Source organism: Streptococcus sp. GMD3S, assembly GCF_000298695.2.
Lineage (GTDB): Bacteria > Bacillota > Bacilli > Lactobacillales > Streptococcaceae > Streptococcus.
This window is the reverse complement of sequence record NZ_AJRC02000003.1, coordinates 34320-52518: the sequence shown is the minus strand read 5'-3', so window position 1 is coordinate 52518 and position 18199 is coordinate 34320. Positions and strand designations below refer to the sequence as shown.

General features: G+C 42.2%; 19 protein-coding genes, 2 tRNA genes and 1 other RNA gene. 5 read left to right on the top strand and 17 right to left on the bottom strand.

Going from position 1 to position 18199, the window contains the following annotated elements; all coding sequences use genetic code 11:
- Nucleotides 1-30: 30 nt before the first annotated feature.
- From GMD3S_RS0202090 to GMD3S_RS0202075, 4 genes are all read right to left on the bottom strand, one after another.
- Complete coding sequence (locus tag GMD3S_RS0202090; protein WP_001284601.1) at nt 31-2337, bottom strand: DNA translocase FtsK; 2307 nt, start codon at nt 2335-2337, stop codon at nt 31-33.
- An 86-nt stretch (nt 2338-2423) separates the two neighbouring features.
- A complete protein-coding gene (locus GMD3S_RS0202085; protein ID WP_000701471.1) occupies nt 2424-4376 on the bottom strand; it encodes a PTS fructose transporter subunit IIABC in 1953 nt (650 codons plus the stop codon).
- Nucleotides 4373-5284: a 1-phosphofructokinase gene (pfkB, locus tag GMD3S_RS0202080; protein WP_000640792.1), complete on the bottom strand. Its 912-nt coding sequence runs from the start codon at nt 5282-5284 to the stop codon at nt 4373-4375. Before pfkB ends, GMD3S_RS0202085 begins: the two co-directional genes overlap by 4 nt.
- Complete coding sequence (locus tag GMD3S_RS0202075; RefSeq protein WP_000920647.1) at nt 5281-6021, bottom strand: DeoR/GlpR family DNA-binding transcription regulator; 741 nt, start codon at nt 6019-6021, stop codon at nt 5281-5283. The genes pfkB and GMD3S_RS0202075 overlap by 4 nt, the downstream gene beginning before the upstream one ends.
- A 161-nt stretch (nt 6022-6182) precedes the next feature.
- Between GMD3S_RS0202075 and GMD3S_RS0202070 the strand changes: the two genes are divergently transcribed.
- A tRNA-Ser gene (locus GMD3S_RS0202070) sits at nt 6183-6270 on the top strand.
- Nucleotides 6271-6463: 193 nt separating this feature from the next.
- On the opposite strand, the gene GMD3S_RS0202065 is transcribed toward GMD3S_RS0202070, so the two are convergent.
- From GMD3S_RS0202065 to GMD3S_RS10615, 6 genes are all read right to left on the bottom strand, one after another.
- The gene (locus GMD3S_RS0202065; protein ID WP_000721420.1) at nt 6464-7423 is read right to left on the bottom strand and encodes a hypothetical protein; all 960 of its coding nucleotides are present in this window, start codon (nt 7421-7423) and stop codon (nt 6464-6466) included.
- 79 nt (nt 7424-7502) lie between these two features.
- Nucleotides 7503-7590 (bottom strand) — tRNA-Ser (locus GMD3S_RS0202060).
- 83 nt (nt 7591-7673) lie between these two features.
- Nucleotides 7674-8021, bottom strand: a transfer-messenger RNA (tmRNA) gene (gene ssrA / locus GMD3S_RS10620).
- Between the two features lie 58 nt (nt 8022-8079).
- Entirely contained in the window at nt 8080-8715 is a 636-nt protein-coding gene (locus GMD3S_RS0202055) for an SGNH/GDSL hydrolase family protein (protein WP_000290635.1), read from the bottom strand.
- Between the two features lies 1 nt (nt 8716).
- The gene (locus GMD3S_RS0202050) at nt 8717-9544 is read right to left on the bottom strand and encodes a Cof-type HAD-IIB family hydrolase (protein ID WP_000152912.1); all 828 of its coding nucleotides are present in this window, start codon (nt 9542-9544) and stop codon (nt 8717-8719) included.
- 23 nt (nt 9545-9567) lie between these two features.
- Complete coding sequence (locus GMD3S_RS10615; protein ID WP_000415542.1) at nt 9568-10887, bottom strand: CapA family protein; 1320 nt, start codon at nt 10885-10887, stop codon at nt 9568-9570.
- Between the two features lie 155 nt (nt 10888-11042).
- On the opposite strand from GMD3S_RS10615, the gene def reads away from it, so the two are divergent.
- Both def and rlmB read left to right on the top strand, forming a co-directional pair.
- Nucleotides 11043-11654 (top strand): peptide deformylase, encoded by a 612-nt coding sequence (def, locus tag GMD3S_RS0202040; protein WP_001272964.1) that lies wholly within the window; start codon nt 11043-11045, stop codon nt 11652-11654.
- A 44-nt stretch (nt 11655-11698) separates the two neighbouring features.
- Nucleotides 11699-12427: a 23S rRNA (guanosine(2251)-2'-O)-methyltransferase RlmB gene (gene rlmB, locus GMD3S_RS0202035; protein ID WP_000855767.1), complete on the top strand. Its 729-nt coding sequence runs from the start codon at nt 11699-11701 to the stop codon at nt 12425-12427.
- Between the two features lie 191 nt (nt 12428-12618).
- On the opposite strand, the gene trxB is transcribed toward rlmB, so the two are convergent.
- From trxB to GMD3S_RS0202000, 7 genes are all read right to left on the bottom strand, one after another.
- Nucleotides 12619-13530, bottom strand: coding sequence for a thioredoxin-disulfide reductase (gene trxB, locus GMD3S_RS0202030; RefSeq protein ID WP_000272337.1), 912 nt, complete (start codon nt 13528-13530; stop codon nt 12619-12621).
- A 65-nt stretch (nt 13531-13595) separates the two neighbouring features.
- Nucleotides 13596-13820, bottom strand: coding sequence for a DUF4059 family protein (locus tag GMD3S_RS0202025; RefSeq protein ID WP_000926603.1), 225 nt, complete (start codon nt 13818-13820; stop codon nt 13596-13598).
- Between the two features lie 77 nt (nt 13821-13897).
- Entirely contained in the window at nt 13898-14641 is a 744-nt protein-coding gene (locus GMD3S_RS0202020; RefSeq protein WP_000590976.1) for an amino acid ABC transporter ATP-binding protein, read from the bottom strand.
- Nucleotides 14641-15441 carry an amino acid ABC transporter permease gene (locus tag GMD3S_RS0202015; protein ID WP_000219162.1) on the bottom strand — a complete coding sequence of 267 codons (801 nt, stop codon included), beginning with the start codon at nt 15439-15441 and terminating at the stop codon, nt 14641-14643. Before GMD3S_RS0202015 ends, GMD3S_RS0202020 begins: the two co-directional genes overlap by 1 nt.
- 156 nt (nt 15442-15597) lie before the next feature.
- Nucleotides 15598-15954 (bottom strand): arsenate reductase family protein, encoded by a 357-nt coding sequence (locus GMD3S_RS0202010; RefSeq protein ID WP_000889081.1) that lies wholly within the window; start codon nt 15952-15954, stop codon nt 15598-15600.
- A 12-nt stretch (nt 15955-15966) separates the two neighbouring features.
- Nucleotides 15967-16482 (bottom strand): methylated-DNA--[protein]-cysteine S-methyltransferase, encoded by a 516-nt coding sequence (locus tag GMD3S_RS0202005; RefSeq protein ID WP_001075139.1) that lies wholly within the window; start codon nt 16480-16482, stop codon nt 15967-15969.
- On the bottom strand, nt 16479-16973 hold the full coding sequence (locus tag GMD3S_RS0202000) for a GNAT family N-acetyltransferase (protein ID WP_000405854.1): 495 nt from the start codon (nt 16971-16973) through the stop codon (nt 16479-16481). Before GMD3S_RS0202000 ends, GMD3S_RS0202005 begins: the two co-directional genes overlap by 4 nt.
- Nucleotides 16974-17107: 134 nt before the next feature.
- Between GMD3S_RS0202000 and GMD3S_RS0201995 the strand changes: the two genes are divergently transcribed.
- Together GMD3S_RS0201995 and trhA are read left to right on the top strand one after the other, a co-directional pair.
- Complete coding sequence (locus GMD3S_RS0201995; protein WP_001087577.1) at nt 17108-17554, top strand: DUF1836 domain-containing protein; 447 nt, start codon at nt 17108-17110, stop codon at nt 17552-17554.
- Nucleotides 17551-18198, top strand: coding sequence for a PAQR family membrane homeostasis protein TrhA (trhA, locus tag GMD3S_RS0201990; protein ID WP_001097971.1), 648 nt, complete (start codon nt 17551-17553; stop codon nt 18196-18198). Before GMD3S_RS0201995 ends, trhA begins: the two co-directional genes overlap by 4 nt.
- The last annotated feature ends 1 nt before the right edge of the window (nt 18199 follow it).

Below are 18199 nucleotides of genomic sequence, written 5' to 3'. Positions count from 1 at the left end.
TCTTTCCAAATTTGGAAAGAAGCTATTTTTTTATTGTTGCAATACTTTTCGTGGTTTGGTTCCTTCAGCTGGGCCAATAACACCGGCCATTTCAAGTTCTTCCATCAGGCGGGTCGCACGGTTAAATCCAACCGACAAACGACGCTGAATCATAGAAGCACTAGCTTTCTGCGTCTCGATAACCAGAGCCTTAGCTTCCTCAAAAAGCGGATCGCCACCAGCTTCACCGTCAGAGAAATCTCCTTCATTATCTGGAACGTCTCCTGGGTCAAAGCTATCATCGTAATCTGCATCAGCCTGAGCCTTGATGAAGTTTACGATACGTTCAACATCATCATCCGAGATAAAGGACCCTTGCAGACGGACTGGGTGATTTTCATCAATTGGTTTAAAGAGCATATCTCCTCGACCAAGCAATTTTTCAGCGCCATTCTCATCCAAGATGGTTCGTGAATCTGTTCCCGATGAAACTGCAAAAGCCACTCGTGATGGAACATTGGCCTTGATGAGACCAGAAATGACATCAACCGATGGACGCTGCGTTGCAAGAATCATGTGAATCCCTGCAGCACGTGCCTTCTGTCCGAGACGGATGATAGCATCTTCCACTTCCTTGCTGGCCACCATCATAAGGTCAGCCAACTCGTCCACAATGACAACAATCAAAGGCAGGGGTACTTGTTTGTACTCAGATTGGCTATTGAATTCCTCGACCTTAGCATTGTAACCAGCGATATTTCGCACTCCAACCTTAGCGAAGAGTTCATAACGGTTTTCCATCTCATCCACCACCTTTTGGAGAGCCTTGCTGGCCTTGCGTGGATTGGTCACAACTGGAATCAAAAGGTGAGGAATGTCATTGTAAACGGATAACTCAACCATCTTTGGATCCACCATCATAAACTTGACCTGATCTGGTCTTGCTTTCATCAGAATGCTGGCGATAATACCGTTAACTGCGACTGACTTCCCTGATCCCGTCGAACCTGCAACAAGTAGGTGGGGCATCTTGGAAAGATCAAAGGTTCGAGCCGTTCCATTGACAGCCTTACCCAGAGGGATTTCGAGGAGATTTTCTGGTTTAGTCTGAGACTGTTCCCAGAGTTCGCGGAAAGATACAGTCGCAATTTCAGAGTTAGGTACTTCAATTCCGACTAAGGATTTACCAGGGATAGGAGCCTCAATCCGAACATCCTTGGCTGCCAGAGCCAGCGCTAAGTCGTCTGCTAGATTAGAAATGCGGTTAACCCGTACACCGACTGCTGGTTTGACTTCATACTTGGTAACTGATGGTCCAATTTCAGCCCGTTCTACCGTCACCTTGATACCAAAGCTAGCAAAGGTTTCTTCTAGGATTTTGATATTTTCTCGAACAATCTTCTTTTCCTTGGACTGATCTTTGGGTTTATCTGGCGCAAAGAGTTGCAAGCTTGGCAGTTTGTATTCAAGGGCTTCTTTGGCAGAAAAATCAACCTGCACCTCTTCATCCTCAAAGTCTTCTTCCACATCTGGAACTTCAAAATCAGCTTGAGGAAGGATAATCTCCGGTTCAATCCATTCTTCCTCAGGAATTGGGGGGAGATCGTAGACTGGTACTTCTGATAAGATTTCTCCAGTTTCAGGATCTACAGGAGGAAGTGGTAGCGCATCCTGTTCTTCTTGTTCTCTCTGAATTCTTGCTGCTTCTTCAGCTTCTTGACGTGCCTTCTCTTCTTCTCTCTTGATGAAACGTTCTTGTTTTCTCTGTTCCTGTTTTTCCATGAATGATCTGAACTGCGCTCCAATAAAGGCTGCAACATCATAAATAGACCAAGGACTAATCAGGAGAATCCCAACTAAAATAAAGAGAATCCCAATAAAGTACGATCCGATATTGGAGAAAAGAAAGGCAATGGGGATATAAAGTCCGACACCAAGCAGGCCTCCACCAGCAAAACTAGTCACCCGCATGCCAGTCAGGTCCGTCATAACTTGAGACAAGGTCCCTTTTAGAACTGCCTGCTCTAAACCAAATTTCCAGACAAGATAAGCCTCAAAAATTAAGAGTAAGCCAGCGAAGATACAGAGAAATCCTGACAGAAGTCCTTCTTGCTTACGGATCCATTTAAATAGAAAAAGGTAAATGAGGAGGGCACCAATGGCCACATAGGCCAAACTTCCAACCACCAGTCGAATGAGATTATAAAGGGTGATACCCGCCGCACCAAGCTTGAGGGCTGCAATAATCAACAATAAGGCAATCCCTAAGGAAATCAACATCCTCTGAATAGCCTGTTTTCTTTCGAGTTCTGCTTTAGACGGTCTCCGTCTTGTTTTTGTAGTATTCTTGTTTGCCATTCTTCTATTATACCATATTTCACAGCCATTTCGAATAGAGAAAAAGATTGCACCAAATGGTAACAATCTTTCTATTCTAATCCTTTTTATGCTTGTGGTTTGCGTAGAGAACCATAAACCACACCACTTACAATTGCTCCAATCAAGACAAAGACAAGGTAAAGAAGAGCATTTGAAGTAAGGGCGATGACGAAGATGCCTCCGTGTGGTGCCATGAGTTTGATGCCTGCAAGACCAACGAGACCACCTGCTACTGCTGATCCAAGAACGAAGCTTGGGATCGCACGAGCTGGATCAGCGGCACCAAATGGGATCGCTCCCTCGGTGATAAATGACAAGCCCATGATGATGTTGGTCAAACCAGAGTTACGTTCTTCTTTGGTAAATTTATCTTTGAAAAGAAGGGTTGCAACAAAGATAGCAAGTGGTGGAACCATTCCTCCAGCCATAACTGCTGCCATGGCTACAGAACCACCTGAAGAAACAGTCGCTGCAAGCGTGCCTGTACCAAAGACATAGGCTGCTTTATTGACTGGTCCACCCATGTCAACAGCCATCATACCACCAAGAACGATACCGAGAAGGACAGCTGAACCTCCTCCAAGACCGCCTAGGAAGTCATTCATAGCCGTGTTAATTGCTGCCATTGGGATGTTAACAGCTAGCATAACAAATCCAGTCAAGATTGTTCCAAGAAGTGGCAAGAGAAGGATTGATTTAGCACCTTCAAGTGAACGAGGAACTTTAACGTATTTCTTGATAGCAAGAACTAAGGCACCTGCGATAAATCCACCTACGAGGGCACCGAGGAAACCAGATGAGACACCTGCAAGAGTTGAAGTTGCTTCACCACCTGCTGCATAAGGGATTTTACCAAAGGCAAAACCTTCTTTGGCTATTGCACCAGCCACAAAACCTGCTACCAAACCTGGTTTTTCAGCGATAGAGTAGGCAACGTATCCTGCAAAGACAGGGAGCATCAAGCCAAAGGCCGCGCCACCGATTTTCATGAACATAGAAGCTAGCTCATGGTAGGATCCGAGATTGCCAAGACTATCTTGTGGCACACCCATAGCACCATCAATCAAGAAAGCAAGGGCAATCATGATACCACCACCGATAACGAATGGCAACATTTGAGATACACCACTCATCAAGTGTTTGTAGAAGGCACCACCAAGACTTTGTTTTTCATTAGATGCTGTTGCAGCTTTTGCTCCATTAGCAGCACGATAAACTTCAGCATCTCCTGAAAGAGCCAGGTTAATCAATTCTTCTGTTTTACGGATACCGTCAGCAACTGGGCGATTGATCAATGGTTTGCCATCAAAACGATCCATTTCTACTGCCTTGTCTGCTGCGACGATAACAGCTTTAGCCTTGCGAATGTCCTCTGCAGTCAATTGGTTCCCAACACCGCTAGCACCGTTGGTTTCAACCTTGATACCAACACCCATTTCGGCAGCCACTTTTTGAAGGGCTTCTTGGGCCATGTAAGTGTGGGCAATACCTGTCGTACAAGCTGTAACAGCTACGATAAAGTCGCCAGATTCATTGACAGGTGCTTGAACAGGCTCCTCAGCTTTTTCTGAAGCTTGGTCAAAGAGTTCGATAACTTGATCTGCAGATGTTACTTGACGAAGTTTGTCAGCAAATCCGTCTTTCATCAAGTATTGAGACAATTCTGCCAAGGCTGCCAAATGAGTATCATTTGCACCTTCTGGAGCAGCAATCATGAAGAAGAGGTCTGTTGGTTGCCCATCCAAACTCTCATAGTCAACACCCTTGTTTGACTTAGCAAAGAGAACTGTTGCTTCTTTAACAGCAGAGTTCTTGCTGTGAGGCATAGCAATTCCGTCACCCAAACCAGTGGAAGTGAGAGCTTCACGCGCTAAGATTCCTTCTTTAAAGGTTTCAAAATCCGTCACATAACCGTGATCTACCAAACTTTTAATCATCTCTTCGATGACAGCTGTTTTTTCAGTTGCCTGTAAATCCAGCAACATGACATCTTTTCTCAATAGGTCTTGAATTTTCATCGTTTTTCTACCTCAACTTTTTCATATGTTTCTTTAATAAATTCCTCTGTTGCCAAGTCATCCGAGAAGGTAGTTGCTGTTCCACAAGCTACTCCCCATTTGAAGGCCTCTACTGCATCTTTAGATTTGACAAATTCACCTGTAAACCCAGCAACCATTGAGTCGCCAGCTCCCACTGAATTTTTGACCGTTCCCTTGATAGGTTTTGCGAAGTAAGCTCCCTCGGATGTGACAAGAAGTGCACCGTCTCCAGCCATGGAGATGATAACGTTTTGAGCTCCCTTGGCCAGTAACTGACGAGCATAGTTCTCGATTTCATCTAAACTTTCAAGTTTCACTCCAAAGATAGCTCCAAGTTCGTGATTGTTTGGTTTAACCAAAAGTGGCTGGTAGTCCAAACTATCAATCAAGGTCTGTCCTTCAAAGTCACATACGACTTGCGCACCAGTCTGGCGTGTCAAGGCAATCAAATCCTTATAGATAACATTGCCTAGGTTCTTAGCACTCGAACCCGCAAACACAACCGTATCTTCTGCTGTCAAACTAGATAAAATAGTTTTCAATTCTTCTAGCTGAGCTGGGTCAACAGTTGGACCAGTCCCATTGATTTCTGTTTCTTGGTCTGCTTTAATCTTGACATTGATGCGAGTATCTTCTGCTACTTGGACAAAATGAGTTTCGATTTCTTCCTCTGTAAGGATATCTGTAATAAATTTACCAGTAAAGCCTCCGATAAATCCAGTCGCCGTGTTTGGAATATCCAAGCGTTTCAAAATACGACTGACATTGATTCCTTTCCCGCCAGCAAACTTATCATCACTGTCCATACGATTGACACTACCGACTTGAACTTGGTCCAAGCGCACGATATAGTCAATGGATGGATTGAGTGTGACTGTATAAATCATACTTCTATTACCTCCGTTTTCTTCTTAATAGCCTGCAAGAGCTCATGCCCTTGACTTGTGATGACAATAGCGCGTTTAAGTGGTGCTACCTTGGCAAAGCAAGTTTGTCCAATCTTAGACGAATCCACTAAGACATAGGTTTGTTTGGCATTCTCTAAAATAGCACGCTTAACGGCTCCCTCCTCCATATCAGGAGTCGTATAATAACCATCGTCTACACCATTCATCCCAACAAAGGCACGGTCAAAGTGCAATTGATTGATTTGGTTAAGAGCAACACCACCGATACATGCATCTGTTGCCATCTTGACACTTCCTCCAACCATGACAGTTGGAATCTGTTTTTCAACCAACTGAACCGCATGGTGAATGGAGTTGGTCACAACTGTAATATTCTTATTAACCAATTCCTTGATTAAAAAAGCAGTTGTCGTTCCAGCATCGATAAAAATGACATCTTTTTCCTTAATAAGAGAGGCTGCTTTCTGAGCCAGTAGCTTCTTCTCTTGAAGGTTTTTGACAGATTTTTCTTGGATGGTTTCTTCTTCCTGCAAGGAGTGGGGCAATTCTGCTCCACCATGCACACGGCGAAGTTTGTTTTCCGCCTCCAGCTCATCCAAATCTCTTCGAACCGTTGATTCTGATGTTTCTAATAGACTAACCAATTTTTCTAGGGAAACTACATGATGTTGATTTAACTCCTCTAAAATCAGTTGCTTCCGCTCAGTTTTTAACACCAAATCACCTCCTGTTATCGTTTACACTATTCATTCTAGCACAATTTCTATCAAAGTCAAGCATTTTTTATCATTTTCTTTCAATTTCTATCATTTTTCTTATTTCCAAAATTTTTATTGCAAGATAAGTGGCTTTATGGTAGACTATTTGAGTAAGTATTGGAAGATTACTCAAGAGGCTTAAGAGGCCGTGTTGGAAACGCGGTAGGCGTGTAACAGCGTGCGTGGGTTCGAATCCCATGTCTTCCGTAGAAAAAAGAAAAACTGCACCTCAATGCAGTTTTTTTATCGTTCTAAGAACAATATCTAGAAATGAAAGGCTGAGTTACTCTAACTATCACACTATTTTTTTCTGTATCCTTCCCTATCCTAGAATCACTTTGATTTCATAAAAAAACAAGTAGTTTATTAGGACTACTTGTTTTTCTTCTAAATCTTGTGATTAGATATTGCTTTTATCTTTTTTATCTGAAGATTTGTCTGTTGATTTATCAGTGGATTTGTTTGAAGATTTATCAGAAGACTTGTCTGTTGATTTATCATTAGACTTAGTTGAGTTTTTACGGACAATTTTATCATAACCTTCTGTATCATCAAGCAACTCTGTCGCCAAAGTACGGTAATCTTCTTGAGAAATCAGCCAGTTTCCATCCTTATCCTTTGTTAATTTGATTTCAGTATCAAAATCACCAGTAGTGAAAGGTGTATGAGCTAAGTTAGGGTCAACGTCACTGTAGGTTGAGAAATCTTTCTTAAATAGATGCTCAAAAATCCAGTAAGAAACCAATGTTTGGTAACGCTTGATGTCAACGTTTGAACCAGCTTGATTGTATTTACCTAGGTTATCAACACCTCCAATAAGAGTAGTGAGAACTTCCCTTGTAGATGAAGCCAATCCTTTAGAGTGTAACTTCTTAGAGTTGAAAGTAACAGTCGCTGTATTTCCTGATTCATCAACCTTCACGTCTTTAACAGTGTAAGAACCGATATCTTGATATAATCTACGTCTCATCTTCAAGAAACCTGAAATGGTTTCTTCTGGAGTTTCTACAGGGAAATCTTTGTGCCATTGTACTGAATAGGTAGATGCAGGTGAAAGCCCTTCTTCTTTGATTTTTTCACTTGTTTGTACAGCAAATACTGCCTCACTCCATTTTTCATAAGTGTCGCCATAAATCTTCTTAAATCGAGCAGAGTCGCTAGTAAGAACTGAGTCTAAGAGAATCTCAGCATCTTTTGTAACTTTTTCTTTAACTTCTGCAGCTTCATCTTTCTTCTCAACTTGTTCCGTATTCTCCTTGTTATCAGAAGAAGCTTCAGATGACTGATTAGAAAATACAGAACATGCACCCAAGACAACTGTTGAAAGTGCTAAGATACTTAGTAACTTGATCTTTTTCATGTTTCACCTCTTTATGAAAATTTACTCTTGGAGACTACCTCCAAGGATAGTTGTTTAGAAAAACACTGGGTTTATCTAACGGAGAATGGGGGATTCGAACCCCCGCGCCAGTTACCCGACCTAACGATTTAGCAAACCGTCCTCTTCAGCCTCTTGAGTAATTCTCCACTAACACACTAGAATAAATAGGATACAACGAAGGATACAACAAAGGATATAATTTGGAAAAAATCTACTGTATACCTGTTCATAATGGAGCCGGTGGGAGTCGAACCCACGTCCAAACACCTGCCAACATATTTGTCTACAACCATAGGTTATGTATTGTTTTAACAGTCCCTCGACACATAACTCAAGCCTAGGAACTGCGAGTCTATTAATCTCTTATCAAACCACTAGACAAGGCTTGATCGTATCTCGCTAATCATAAGACCTGTCATTGAACACGAGCAATCCAAATCAGGTCACGCCTGCTGGTTTTTAGGCAGCTAGAGCGTAAGAAGTGTTATTTTTTGCAGTTATATTTAACTGAGCGTTTACGTAGCCACACGGGTTGCAAAATATGCCTCATAATGCCTGTCGAATCCGTAACGACCCCAGAATGTTAGAACTATTATAACCTATCTTCAAAAAAAATGCAAAATCAAGCCGTTTCTTTAGAAAAGGCACCCTTTTAAGGCTTCTGATAAGGCTTGATAACCGGCTACACTTAGATGGAGACCATCCGTTGTATAGGCTGATTGAAGTTGCCCTTCTGAATCTGTCAAACTATCATAAATCGACACAAAATCTACTTGCATATAGGCGGATGCTAGAGCCTCATAGGCTTGATTCCATTCTCTAATCTTTTCATTGGTTCGGATATAAACAGTCTGCTTGTATCTCTCTCCCTCATTGACTGGCAAAATGGAAAGGAGCTTTATTTGTGACAGCGGATATTCTCGGGCAATCGATTGGATCACACGCTCAAGATTATCCAAGGCTTCATTCATGGGAATATCTTTTCCAATATCATTTGTTCCTATTAGGAGAACAATTTGATCCACAGCATCACCATAAAGATGGGCATCCAAATCCCCTAATAAAAGTCCCGTCTGGTAGCCTCGGATGCCACGATTAACAATCGTCTTGGCAGCTCCCAACAACTCTTGAAGAGGGTAATATTCCACTATCGAATCACCAATAAAGATGATATCTGGCTCTAGAACAGATACTTGATTCAATTCACGATACTTGGTTTGAATTTTTTCCTGCTCCTTTAAGAGCCAATTCTCTAATAACTGTACTGCCACCCTATCCCTCTTTCTCTAACCAATTCTCTAGAACTTGATAAACGCCCGCCTGGCTGTTAGCTGGAGCTAGGGCAGTTGCAACTGCCTTGGCCTCATCATCAGCATTTTCCATAGCATAGGCAATTCCAGCCAGCTCCAACATCTCAACATCATTTTCGCTATCACCAAAAGCCATAATTTGTTCTGATGTCAAATCCCAGCGCTTGAGTAATTCTTCCAATCCCCAAGCCTTGTGAACCCCAGCCTGCAGGATATCGATACAGCCATAACCGCTAGAAACAGCCCTTACACGAGCATCAAAGAGGTCATTGATTTCCTGCAAAACTGAACTAGAACGTTCTTCACCAACAACCATGCTCATCTTTAACACTCCACCGAAGAGGTCAGCTTGCAAGTCTTCCACAAAATTCATTCGTTGATAGAACTTTTCAATCATCTCTGGTGTCATAAATTTTTCTAGGTCTGTAAAAACAGTTCCTTTCTTGACAAAACTCCCATTCATACTAGTGACAACAAATTGATCTCGGCACTCCCTCCCTTTAAAATGAAGGAGAGCCTTGTCAACCATAGCATCATCCCAGGTCTGAGCCTGAAGTAATGTATCATGTTCAAAAATACGCGCCCCATTGGCAACTACTAGAACTACTCTACTCGCCAAGTGTTCTAGTAATTGCCTCATACGGTGAACTTCATTCCCCGTCGCAATGACAAAACGAATATCCCTTTGATCCAACTGATCTAAAATCTTCTCCAAGCGGGGCAGATCTAGCTGCCCTCTCGGGTCTAGCAAGGTTCCATCCATGTCTGTTGCAATCAATTTAATCGTCATTATATCTCCTTTAGGGTGAGCACCTACCACTTCAACCCTACATGTTCATTCATTTCTTTATAGGCCGTGTCAATTCGTTCCTTGGTCGCTTCGTCCAACTGATCACGATGACTGCCCCCCTCAATGAAGTCCTCTAGGATATAGGTCTGATAGAGGAAGAGCGGATAGCCTTCTGGAGAGTAAGTCCCTTTAGGTGTCCGATTGACCCAAGTAGGATGCGCTTTGGCAGTTTCAATCCTTGTCTTGCCATCTTTTTTCTTAATGGTCACATCCATGAGAACACCTCGCTCCGTCCACTTGGCATTTTCCTCATCTTGCATGGTTTCAATGCGTTGATTTGAGAGGAAATTTCCCATGGAATAGATGATCAATTTTTTGTCACCATCCTTTTCAACCGTTTCAGCAGGTTCAACGACGTGAGGATGCCCTCCAAAAATAATATCAGCTCCCCAGTTAATCATCTTATGGTACAGTGTTTTCTGTTCTTCCGTTGGTTCTAATTGGTACTCAATTCCCATCTGAGGCATGATGACAGTAATATCCGCTTCTTGCTCAGCTCGTTCAATTTCTGCCTTCATCTTATCTTCATTCAGGTCAGAAAGATAGCGATTATAATCCTCTTGAGAGATATACTGCTCAATGCCATTAAAGCCATAGGAATAGGCTAGGAGAGCTACTTTGATACCATTGACTTCCTTGATAACTAGTGGAGCTTGGTCTCGGGATTCATGTGTGTAGACTCCTATGGGTGTCATTCCTGCTTTTTCAATAGCTTCTGCTGTCGAAACCACTCCCTCAATTTGAGAATCCAAAATATGATTATGAGCCAAGTCTAGAACTTGATAGCCTGCATCCTTGATAGCATCCATGACTTCTCCAGGTGCATTAAAGAGAGGGTAACCTGCCAAGTAGTGGTCCTTGTTCACCGTTCCTTCAAAATCACCAAGCACTAAATCCGCTTGCTTGAGCCATGGTTTCACATATTCAAAATTTTCGTGGAAATCGTAGCTACCATCTTCTTTCAGAGCTGTTCGGTAGATAGGAATATGGTAGAGAAGGTCACCATTTGCCATGATACGAGCTATCGTTTCGACAGACTGATTTTCCTTAGACTGACCAGACGTTTGAGCAGAATCAACTGTTTGACCACTCGGACTTGTTCCCTTGTTCCCTTGTACTGCTTGGGTCAACAAGTTCAGCCCCATAGCCAAGGAAACTGCAAGCAACAGCACCGTAATAAACTGGGCATTTGTCCAAGATTTATAATTCCTAAAGAAACCAATACTACTCTTCAACAATCCAAAAATAGGACCATGAGACCGTCTATCTTGTCGCTTTTCCATCTTTATTCCCCCCTTGCTTTTACTGCAAGTCTTTTCTTTTATTATACCACAGACAAAAGAGGAATACCGTTTATTATATTATTTTTTAGGAACTTCTGTGACTTTCTTTCTCGCCTATTTTGTGTTATCATGTAGAGGTAATGAAAGGAGAGAAAATGTCTGCTATAGAACGTATTACAAAAGCTGCTCATTTAATTAATATGAACGATATTATCCGTGAGGGGAACCCAACTTTACGCGCGGTTGCTGAGGAGGTCACTTTCCCACTGTCTGACCAGGAAATCATCCTTGGAGAAAAGATGATGCAATTCCTCAAAAATTCTCAGGATCCTGTTATGGCTGAGAAAATGGGCTTGCGTGGTGGTGTTGGATTGGCTGCTCCTCAGTTAGATATCTCAAAACGCATTATCGCTGTTTTAGTGCCAAATATTGTGGAAGAAGGTGAAACTCCTCAGGAAGCCTACGACCTGCAAGCTGTTATGTACAATCCAAAAATCGTCTCTCACTCTGTTCAGGACGCCGCCCTCGGTGAAGGAGAAGGGTGCCTATCTGTCGACCGTGTAGTTCCAGGCTATGTTGTTCGTCATGCCCGCGTCACTGTTGACTACTTTGACAAGGACGGCGAAAAACACCGCATCAAGCTTAAAGGATACAACTCCATCGTTGTCCAACATGAAATTGATCACATCAACGGAATCATGTTCTACGATCGTATCAATGAAAAAGACCCATTTGCAGTTAAAGATGGTTTACTGATTCTTGAATAAAGAAAATCCCGTTGCAAGACGGGGTTTTGTGTTATAATAGAGGCATGAAAACAAATGATATTGTCTATGGCGTCCATGCCGTTACTGAAGCCCTCCTTGAAAATACAGGAAACAAACTCTACCTCCAAGAAGATCTAAGGGGAAAGAATGTTGAGAGAGTCAAGGAACTGGCTGCTGAGAAAAAAGTCTCCATCTCTTGGACCTCAAAAAAATCCCTATCTGAGATGACCGAAGGCGCTGTTCACCAAGGCTTTGTCCTAAGAGTCTCTGAATTTGCCTATAGCGAGCTGGATCACATCCTTGCAAAAACACGCCAAGAAGAAAATCCACTTCTATTGATTCTGGATGGTCTAACTGACCCTCACAACTTAGGTTCTATCTTAAGGACTGCTGATGCGACCAATGTTTCAGGTGTCATCATTCCCAAGCACCGTGCCGTCGGAGTGACTCCTGTCGTTGCCAAAACGGCCACAGGTGCTATTGAGCATGTACCGATTGCGCGAGTGACCAACCTCAGTCAAACTCTAGACAAACTCAAGGATGAAGGCTTCTGGACCTTTGGAACGGATATGAACGGTACTCCTTGCCACAAGTGGAATACAAAAGGAAAAATCGCCCTCATCATCGGAAATGAAGGAAAAGGCATCTCTAGCAACATCAAAAAACAGGTTGATGAGATGATTACCATTCCCATGAATGGACATGTTCAAAGCCTCAATGCCAGTGTTGCTGCAGCCATTCTCATGTACGAAGTTTTCCGAAATAGACTATAAAAAAAGTTTCCAGTCATCTGATTGGAAACTTTTTTATGATTATACTCAATGAAAATCAAAGAGCAAACTAGGAAGCTAGCTTAAGACAGCTCAAAGCACTGCTTTGAGGTTGTGGATAGAACTGACGAAGTCAGTACCCATACCTACGGCAAGGCGAAGCTGACGTGGTTTGAAGAGATTTTCGAAGTGTATTAACTATGTTCTGTAATAAATTTGTAAGCTTCTTGACCAGCGATAGCCCCATCTCCAACTGCTGTTGTTACTTGGCGAAGGTCTTTCTGGCGAACATCTCCAACCGCAAAGATACCGTCAACGGCAGTTTTCATGTGGTTATCTGTCACAATCCAGCCAGCCTGATCTTGAATATTCAAATCTTTGACAAAATCGCTAACGGGATCCAAACCAACATAGATAAAGACACCACCAAAGGCTTGCTCTGTTATTTGACCTGTTTTTACATTTTCAAATACGACAGATTCTACTCGGTTTTCACCTTTGATTTCCTTGACGACAGAGTCCCAGATAAAGTTGACTTTCTCATTAGCAAAGGCACGGTCTTGCAACACCTTTTGGGCACGAAGTTGGTCGCGACGGTGAACAATGGTAACAGTCTTGGCAAAGCGAGTCAAGAAGAGGGCTTCTTCTACCGCTGAATCTCCACCACCGACTACGAGCAAGTCTTGGTCACGGAAGAAAGCTCCATCACAGACTGCACAGTAAGAAACACCACGACTGTTCAGTTCTTCTTCTCCGGGAACTCCCAAAAGACGGTGTTTTGACCCAGTTGCCACGATGACAGTACGGGTTTCGTAAACTTGATCATCAGTGATTACCTTCTTATAGTCACCCTTGTCTTCAATATTTTCAACATAGCCATAAAGATGCTCTACTCCAAGGTTTTCAAGTGGTTCAAACATCTTTTCAGCCAATTCAGGTCCACTGATATTGGCATAACCTGGATAGTTTTCGATATCAGATGTGTTATTCATTTGCCCGCCTGGCAGACCACCTTCAATCAAGCCTACTTTCAGATTGCTTCGAGCAGCATATAAGGCAGCGGTCATTCCCGCAGGTCCAGCACCGATAATAATCGTATCGTACATTTCGATTCCTTCTTTCTTGTTGTAACTATCTTTATTCTAACTTATTCTTGCTAGTCACGCAAGGATTATGCCTTGAAAACCAAGAGCAAACTCATGACGGCAAAGGATAACACCGGAACGACCAAAACTCCAATCATAATCATATCATAGAGATGAGCTTGACGAGCCTTGGCTGTCTTGTCCACACCAGACATGGCTCTCAATCCAATCCAAATCCCCAGAAAAATCACGACAAGGATGGTCGTTAAGATCAAACTCTCGAAATATAAAGAAAACAGTTGCAGCAGCATGATCTCTCTCGTTTCTATCTTTTTTAAAGAGTAAACTCAGCTAGTCCAACTAACTGAGTTTTCCTTTTTCTATTATATCAAATATAAGTCCGTTTGTAACTAGCGAAGAATTCTTTTGTCCGTTCTTCTTTTGGATGATTGATGATTTCATCCGGTGTGCCAGACTCGATGATTTTCCCTTTATCTAGGAATAAAACCTTATCTGCCACTTGGGTTACAAAAGACATATCGTGACTGACCAAAATCATGGTCTGACCTGACTTGGCAGCATCTGCAATAGATTTTTCTACCTCACCGACCAATTCTGGGTCTAGAGCTGAAGTGGGTTCGTCCAAGAGCAAGACATCTGGTTTCATAGCAAGCGCACGCGCGAGGGCAACCCGTTGCTTTTGTCCACCTGATAAGTGGCGAGGGTAATGGTTTTCACGATCAGAAAGCCCAACCTTAGCCAACTCTTCCTTGGCGATTTTTGTTGCTTCCTCGTCGGATAATTTTTTAACAACAACCAAACCTTCCTTGACATTGTCAAGAGCTGTTCGGCGTTCAAACAAATTAAACTGTTGGAAAACCATAGACAACTTGCGACGAAGGGTTAGGATTTCTTCTTGGCTAATCTGAGAAAAATCAACTTTAAAATTGTCAATCTGAATCGTTCCACTATCTGGAGTTTCAAGATAGTTCAAACTACGAAGAAAGGTTGATTTCCCAGCTCCAGATGAACCAATCAAGGCCACTACCTCCCCTTTTTGGATATCCAAGTCCAGATGATCCAAGACAGTTTGTCCTGAAAAGGATTTGCTTAAATTCGAAATCTTAATCATTAACGAAGGTCTCCTTTCACATCTGTAGACACTGTATCAGGTGCTGAGATAGCCATTTTTCTCTCGATGAAACGACCGAGGCTTTCAATTCCAATATTGACTACCCAATAAACAAGGGCAACAGAGATGAAGCGTTCAAAATAGCGATAATCGGCTCCACCCAAAATCTGAGCTTGGGCAAAGACTTCCACAACACCCGCACTAAAGGCTAGAGATGTTCCCTTGGTCAAACCGATAAGGGAGTTAATCAAAGTCGGCGTCGCTACCACCGCCGCATTTGGAATAATCACGCGACGGTAAACTTGCGCACGAGTCATACCCAAACTACGTGCCGCCTCAATTTCACCTGGATTAACAGAAAGGATGGCTGCACGAATCGTTTCACTTGCATAAGCCGCCTCATTAAAAGCAAAGGCCACAATCGCAAAAAGCGCTGCTGGAATCGCATTGATATTGAAACCAGTCCCCCATTGTTGGTTGATAGCTTTCAGTGCCAAAGGAATTCCGTAGTAGGTCAACATAAGTTGAACTAGGATTGGAGTACCTTTTAAGAAGCTAACGAAAAAGGCCTGCAAGGGATATAGAATTTTAACACGATTGATCTTAACAATGGCAAAAATCAAGGCAAGTAGCAAACCAAAGAGTGCACCTCCAAGCGTCAACATCAAGGTTGTAGGCAGTTGTTGGACAATCCTTGGAATTCCATCAAAGACCGAACGCAAACTAAAGAGTTTACCATCCGGAATGAGTTGCATCAAACTTTGGTACCAATCTGATGCTAAAAATGTTGTAACAGTCATAAAAACATCCTCTCCTGATAATGATTCATTCTATCATACTTCTGCTCGCAAGCAAATTATTTGCTACGGGCTACTCAGACTTTGTCTATCTTCTAGTTTATCACACTTTAAAACAGGGAGGCTATATATTTTACCTATCAAGGAGATAAATAAAAACTATCTCAAACCTAAGTTCTCATAGGGTTTTCTATAGCCGATTTGTTTAACAGCACCATTCTCCACCAAAATTGGACGTTTCAATAACATACCATCACTCGCTAGAAGCTTGGCTGCTTCTTGTTTTGACAAACTTCCCACCTTATCTTTTAGGCCCAGTTCGCGGTATTTGATCCCGCTGGTATTGAAAAATTGTTTCACTTCAAAACCGGAAGTTTCCAACCAGTTTAAAATCACGTCTTCACTTGGTGTTTCTTCTACGATGTGGACAGCTTTATAGTTCACACCGAGTTGGTCTAGTTCATTTTTTGCTTTCTTACAAGTTGAACATTTTGGGTATTCGATAAATTCTAACATCTTCTTTTCTTTCTATTTTTTATTTTCTTGAAATGCTGCACCTTCATGTTGCAAGAGCCAGGCTTTCTTTTCGACTCCAGATGCATAGCCTGTCAGACGATTGCCTGACCCCAGCACACGATGACAGGGTACTAGTATGGACCAAGGATTGCGCCCCACTGCTCCACCAATCGCTTGGGCAGAAGCCACTTGCAAGTCTTGAGCTATTTGTCCATAAGTTACTGTCTGACCATAAGGAATAGCCTGTAAATAAGTCCAGACTCGCTTTTCAAAATCTGTTCCAATAGGAGCCAAAGGTAAGTCTGATAGATCCTGAACACTGCCTTCGAAATAGGTATCTAAATAGGAAATAACCTGGTCTAGGACAGGATGTTTCTTAACTACTTCTATACTATCTCCAGCGATTCCCCTCTCAAAATGAGTTTGATCCTGTACCCAAATTCCATACAGATATTGCTTGTCAGCAACTAAGGATAAGGTTCCAATTGGCGACAGATAGAGCATTTTTGCGTACTTATTCTGATTCATTTTTTTAATTTCTGATAGGCCAAACGTTCCCCATCAACTGGAACTTTACCAACCTGTTGGAAGCCTAGCTTTTCAAAGATATGCTGCATAGCCTTGTTTTCTGCATGCGTATCTGAACGAAAATCTAGATAATCAAAACCTTCAATCAAGCCTTCTAGGAAAGTCTGAGCAACACCTTGTCCTTGGACATCTGCTGCAACAGCGATACGGTGAAAGACCAGATATTCTGATTCTCCCCCCTGCCAACTCCCTTCATAAATGGCTTCATAGGATTTCTCTGGGCTCTTGGTCACAGCAGCATAAGCTAGCAGTTCTCCCTCTTCCAAGGCAACATAAGCTTGACCTGAAATAATATCATCGATAATAACCTCGGCATTTGGATAGCCATTTTGCCACTGGTCACTACCGGCATCTGCTAAACATTTCTTGGCTTCCTCCATCACCTGCATAATCGCATCTACTTCGTTTGGAAAAGCTAAACGAATCTCCATCTTTTCCCCTCATTTCTAACTAGTTTCTCTCATCATAGCATAATTTAAAGCTTTCTACAAGTAGTTGAAACTTGACTTTTTTTTTTTATTATTTTATAATCTAGTTATTAAAACTAGATAAAAAGGAGTTGGAAATGAATTCTAACTTTTCCTACCCAAAATGGGAAGACATTCCAAATATTGACCTCTATCTGGATCAGGTTTTGCTTTATGTCAATCAAGTCTGTGCCCCTATCTCTCCAGATAAAGACAAGGGACTAACAGCATCCATGGTCAATAACTATGTCAAACATGGTTACCTGACAAAGCCGGATAAGAAAAAATACCAACGCAAACAGATTGCACGTTTGATTGCTATTACTACTCTCAAGTCTGTCTTTTCGATCCAAGAAATCGCTCAGACCCTCAATACTCTGCAAACTCAAGCGAGCTCAGACCAGCTCTACGATGCTTTTGTGGACTACATGAACGATGGGATCGATCCAGAAAATCCGATTATCCAAACTAGCTGTCAAACGGTTAAACTCTATCATCAAACTCTAGACTTAATCCTTATCAAAGAAGAGGAGGAAATCCAATGAATACCAGTCTAAAACTCAGTAAAAAGCTCAGTTTTGGAGAGGAAATTGCTAATAGCGTGACCCATGCTGTGGGTGCCGTTATCATGCTCATCCTACTCCCTATTTCATCCACCTATAGTTATGAAGCACATGGATTTTTATCATCTTTTGGGGTTTCTATCTTTGTTATCAGTCTATTTCTCATGTTTCTCTCGTCAACCATTTACCACTCTATGGCCTATGGTTCGACCCACAAATACGTCTTGCGAATCATCGACCACTCTATGATTTATGTGGCTATCGCAGGCTCTTATACGCCAGTCGTATTGACCTTGATGAATAACTGGTTTGGCTATCTGATTATTGCCATTCAGTGGGGAACGACCATTTTCGGCATCCTCTATAAAATCTTTGCTAAAAAGGTCAATGAAAAATTCAGCCTTGCCCTTTATTTGATCATGGGCTGGTTAGTTCTAGCTATCATTCCTGCCATTATCAGCCAAACAACTCCAATTTTCTGGAGCCTCATGGTAACTGGTGGACTCTGTTATACAGTTGGAGCTGGATTTTACGCTAAGAAAAAACCTTATTTCCACATGATCTGGCATCTCTTTATCCTAGCTGCGTCCGCACTCCAATATATCGCTATTGTTTATTTCATGTAAA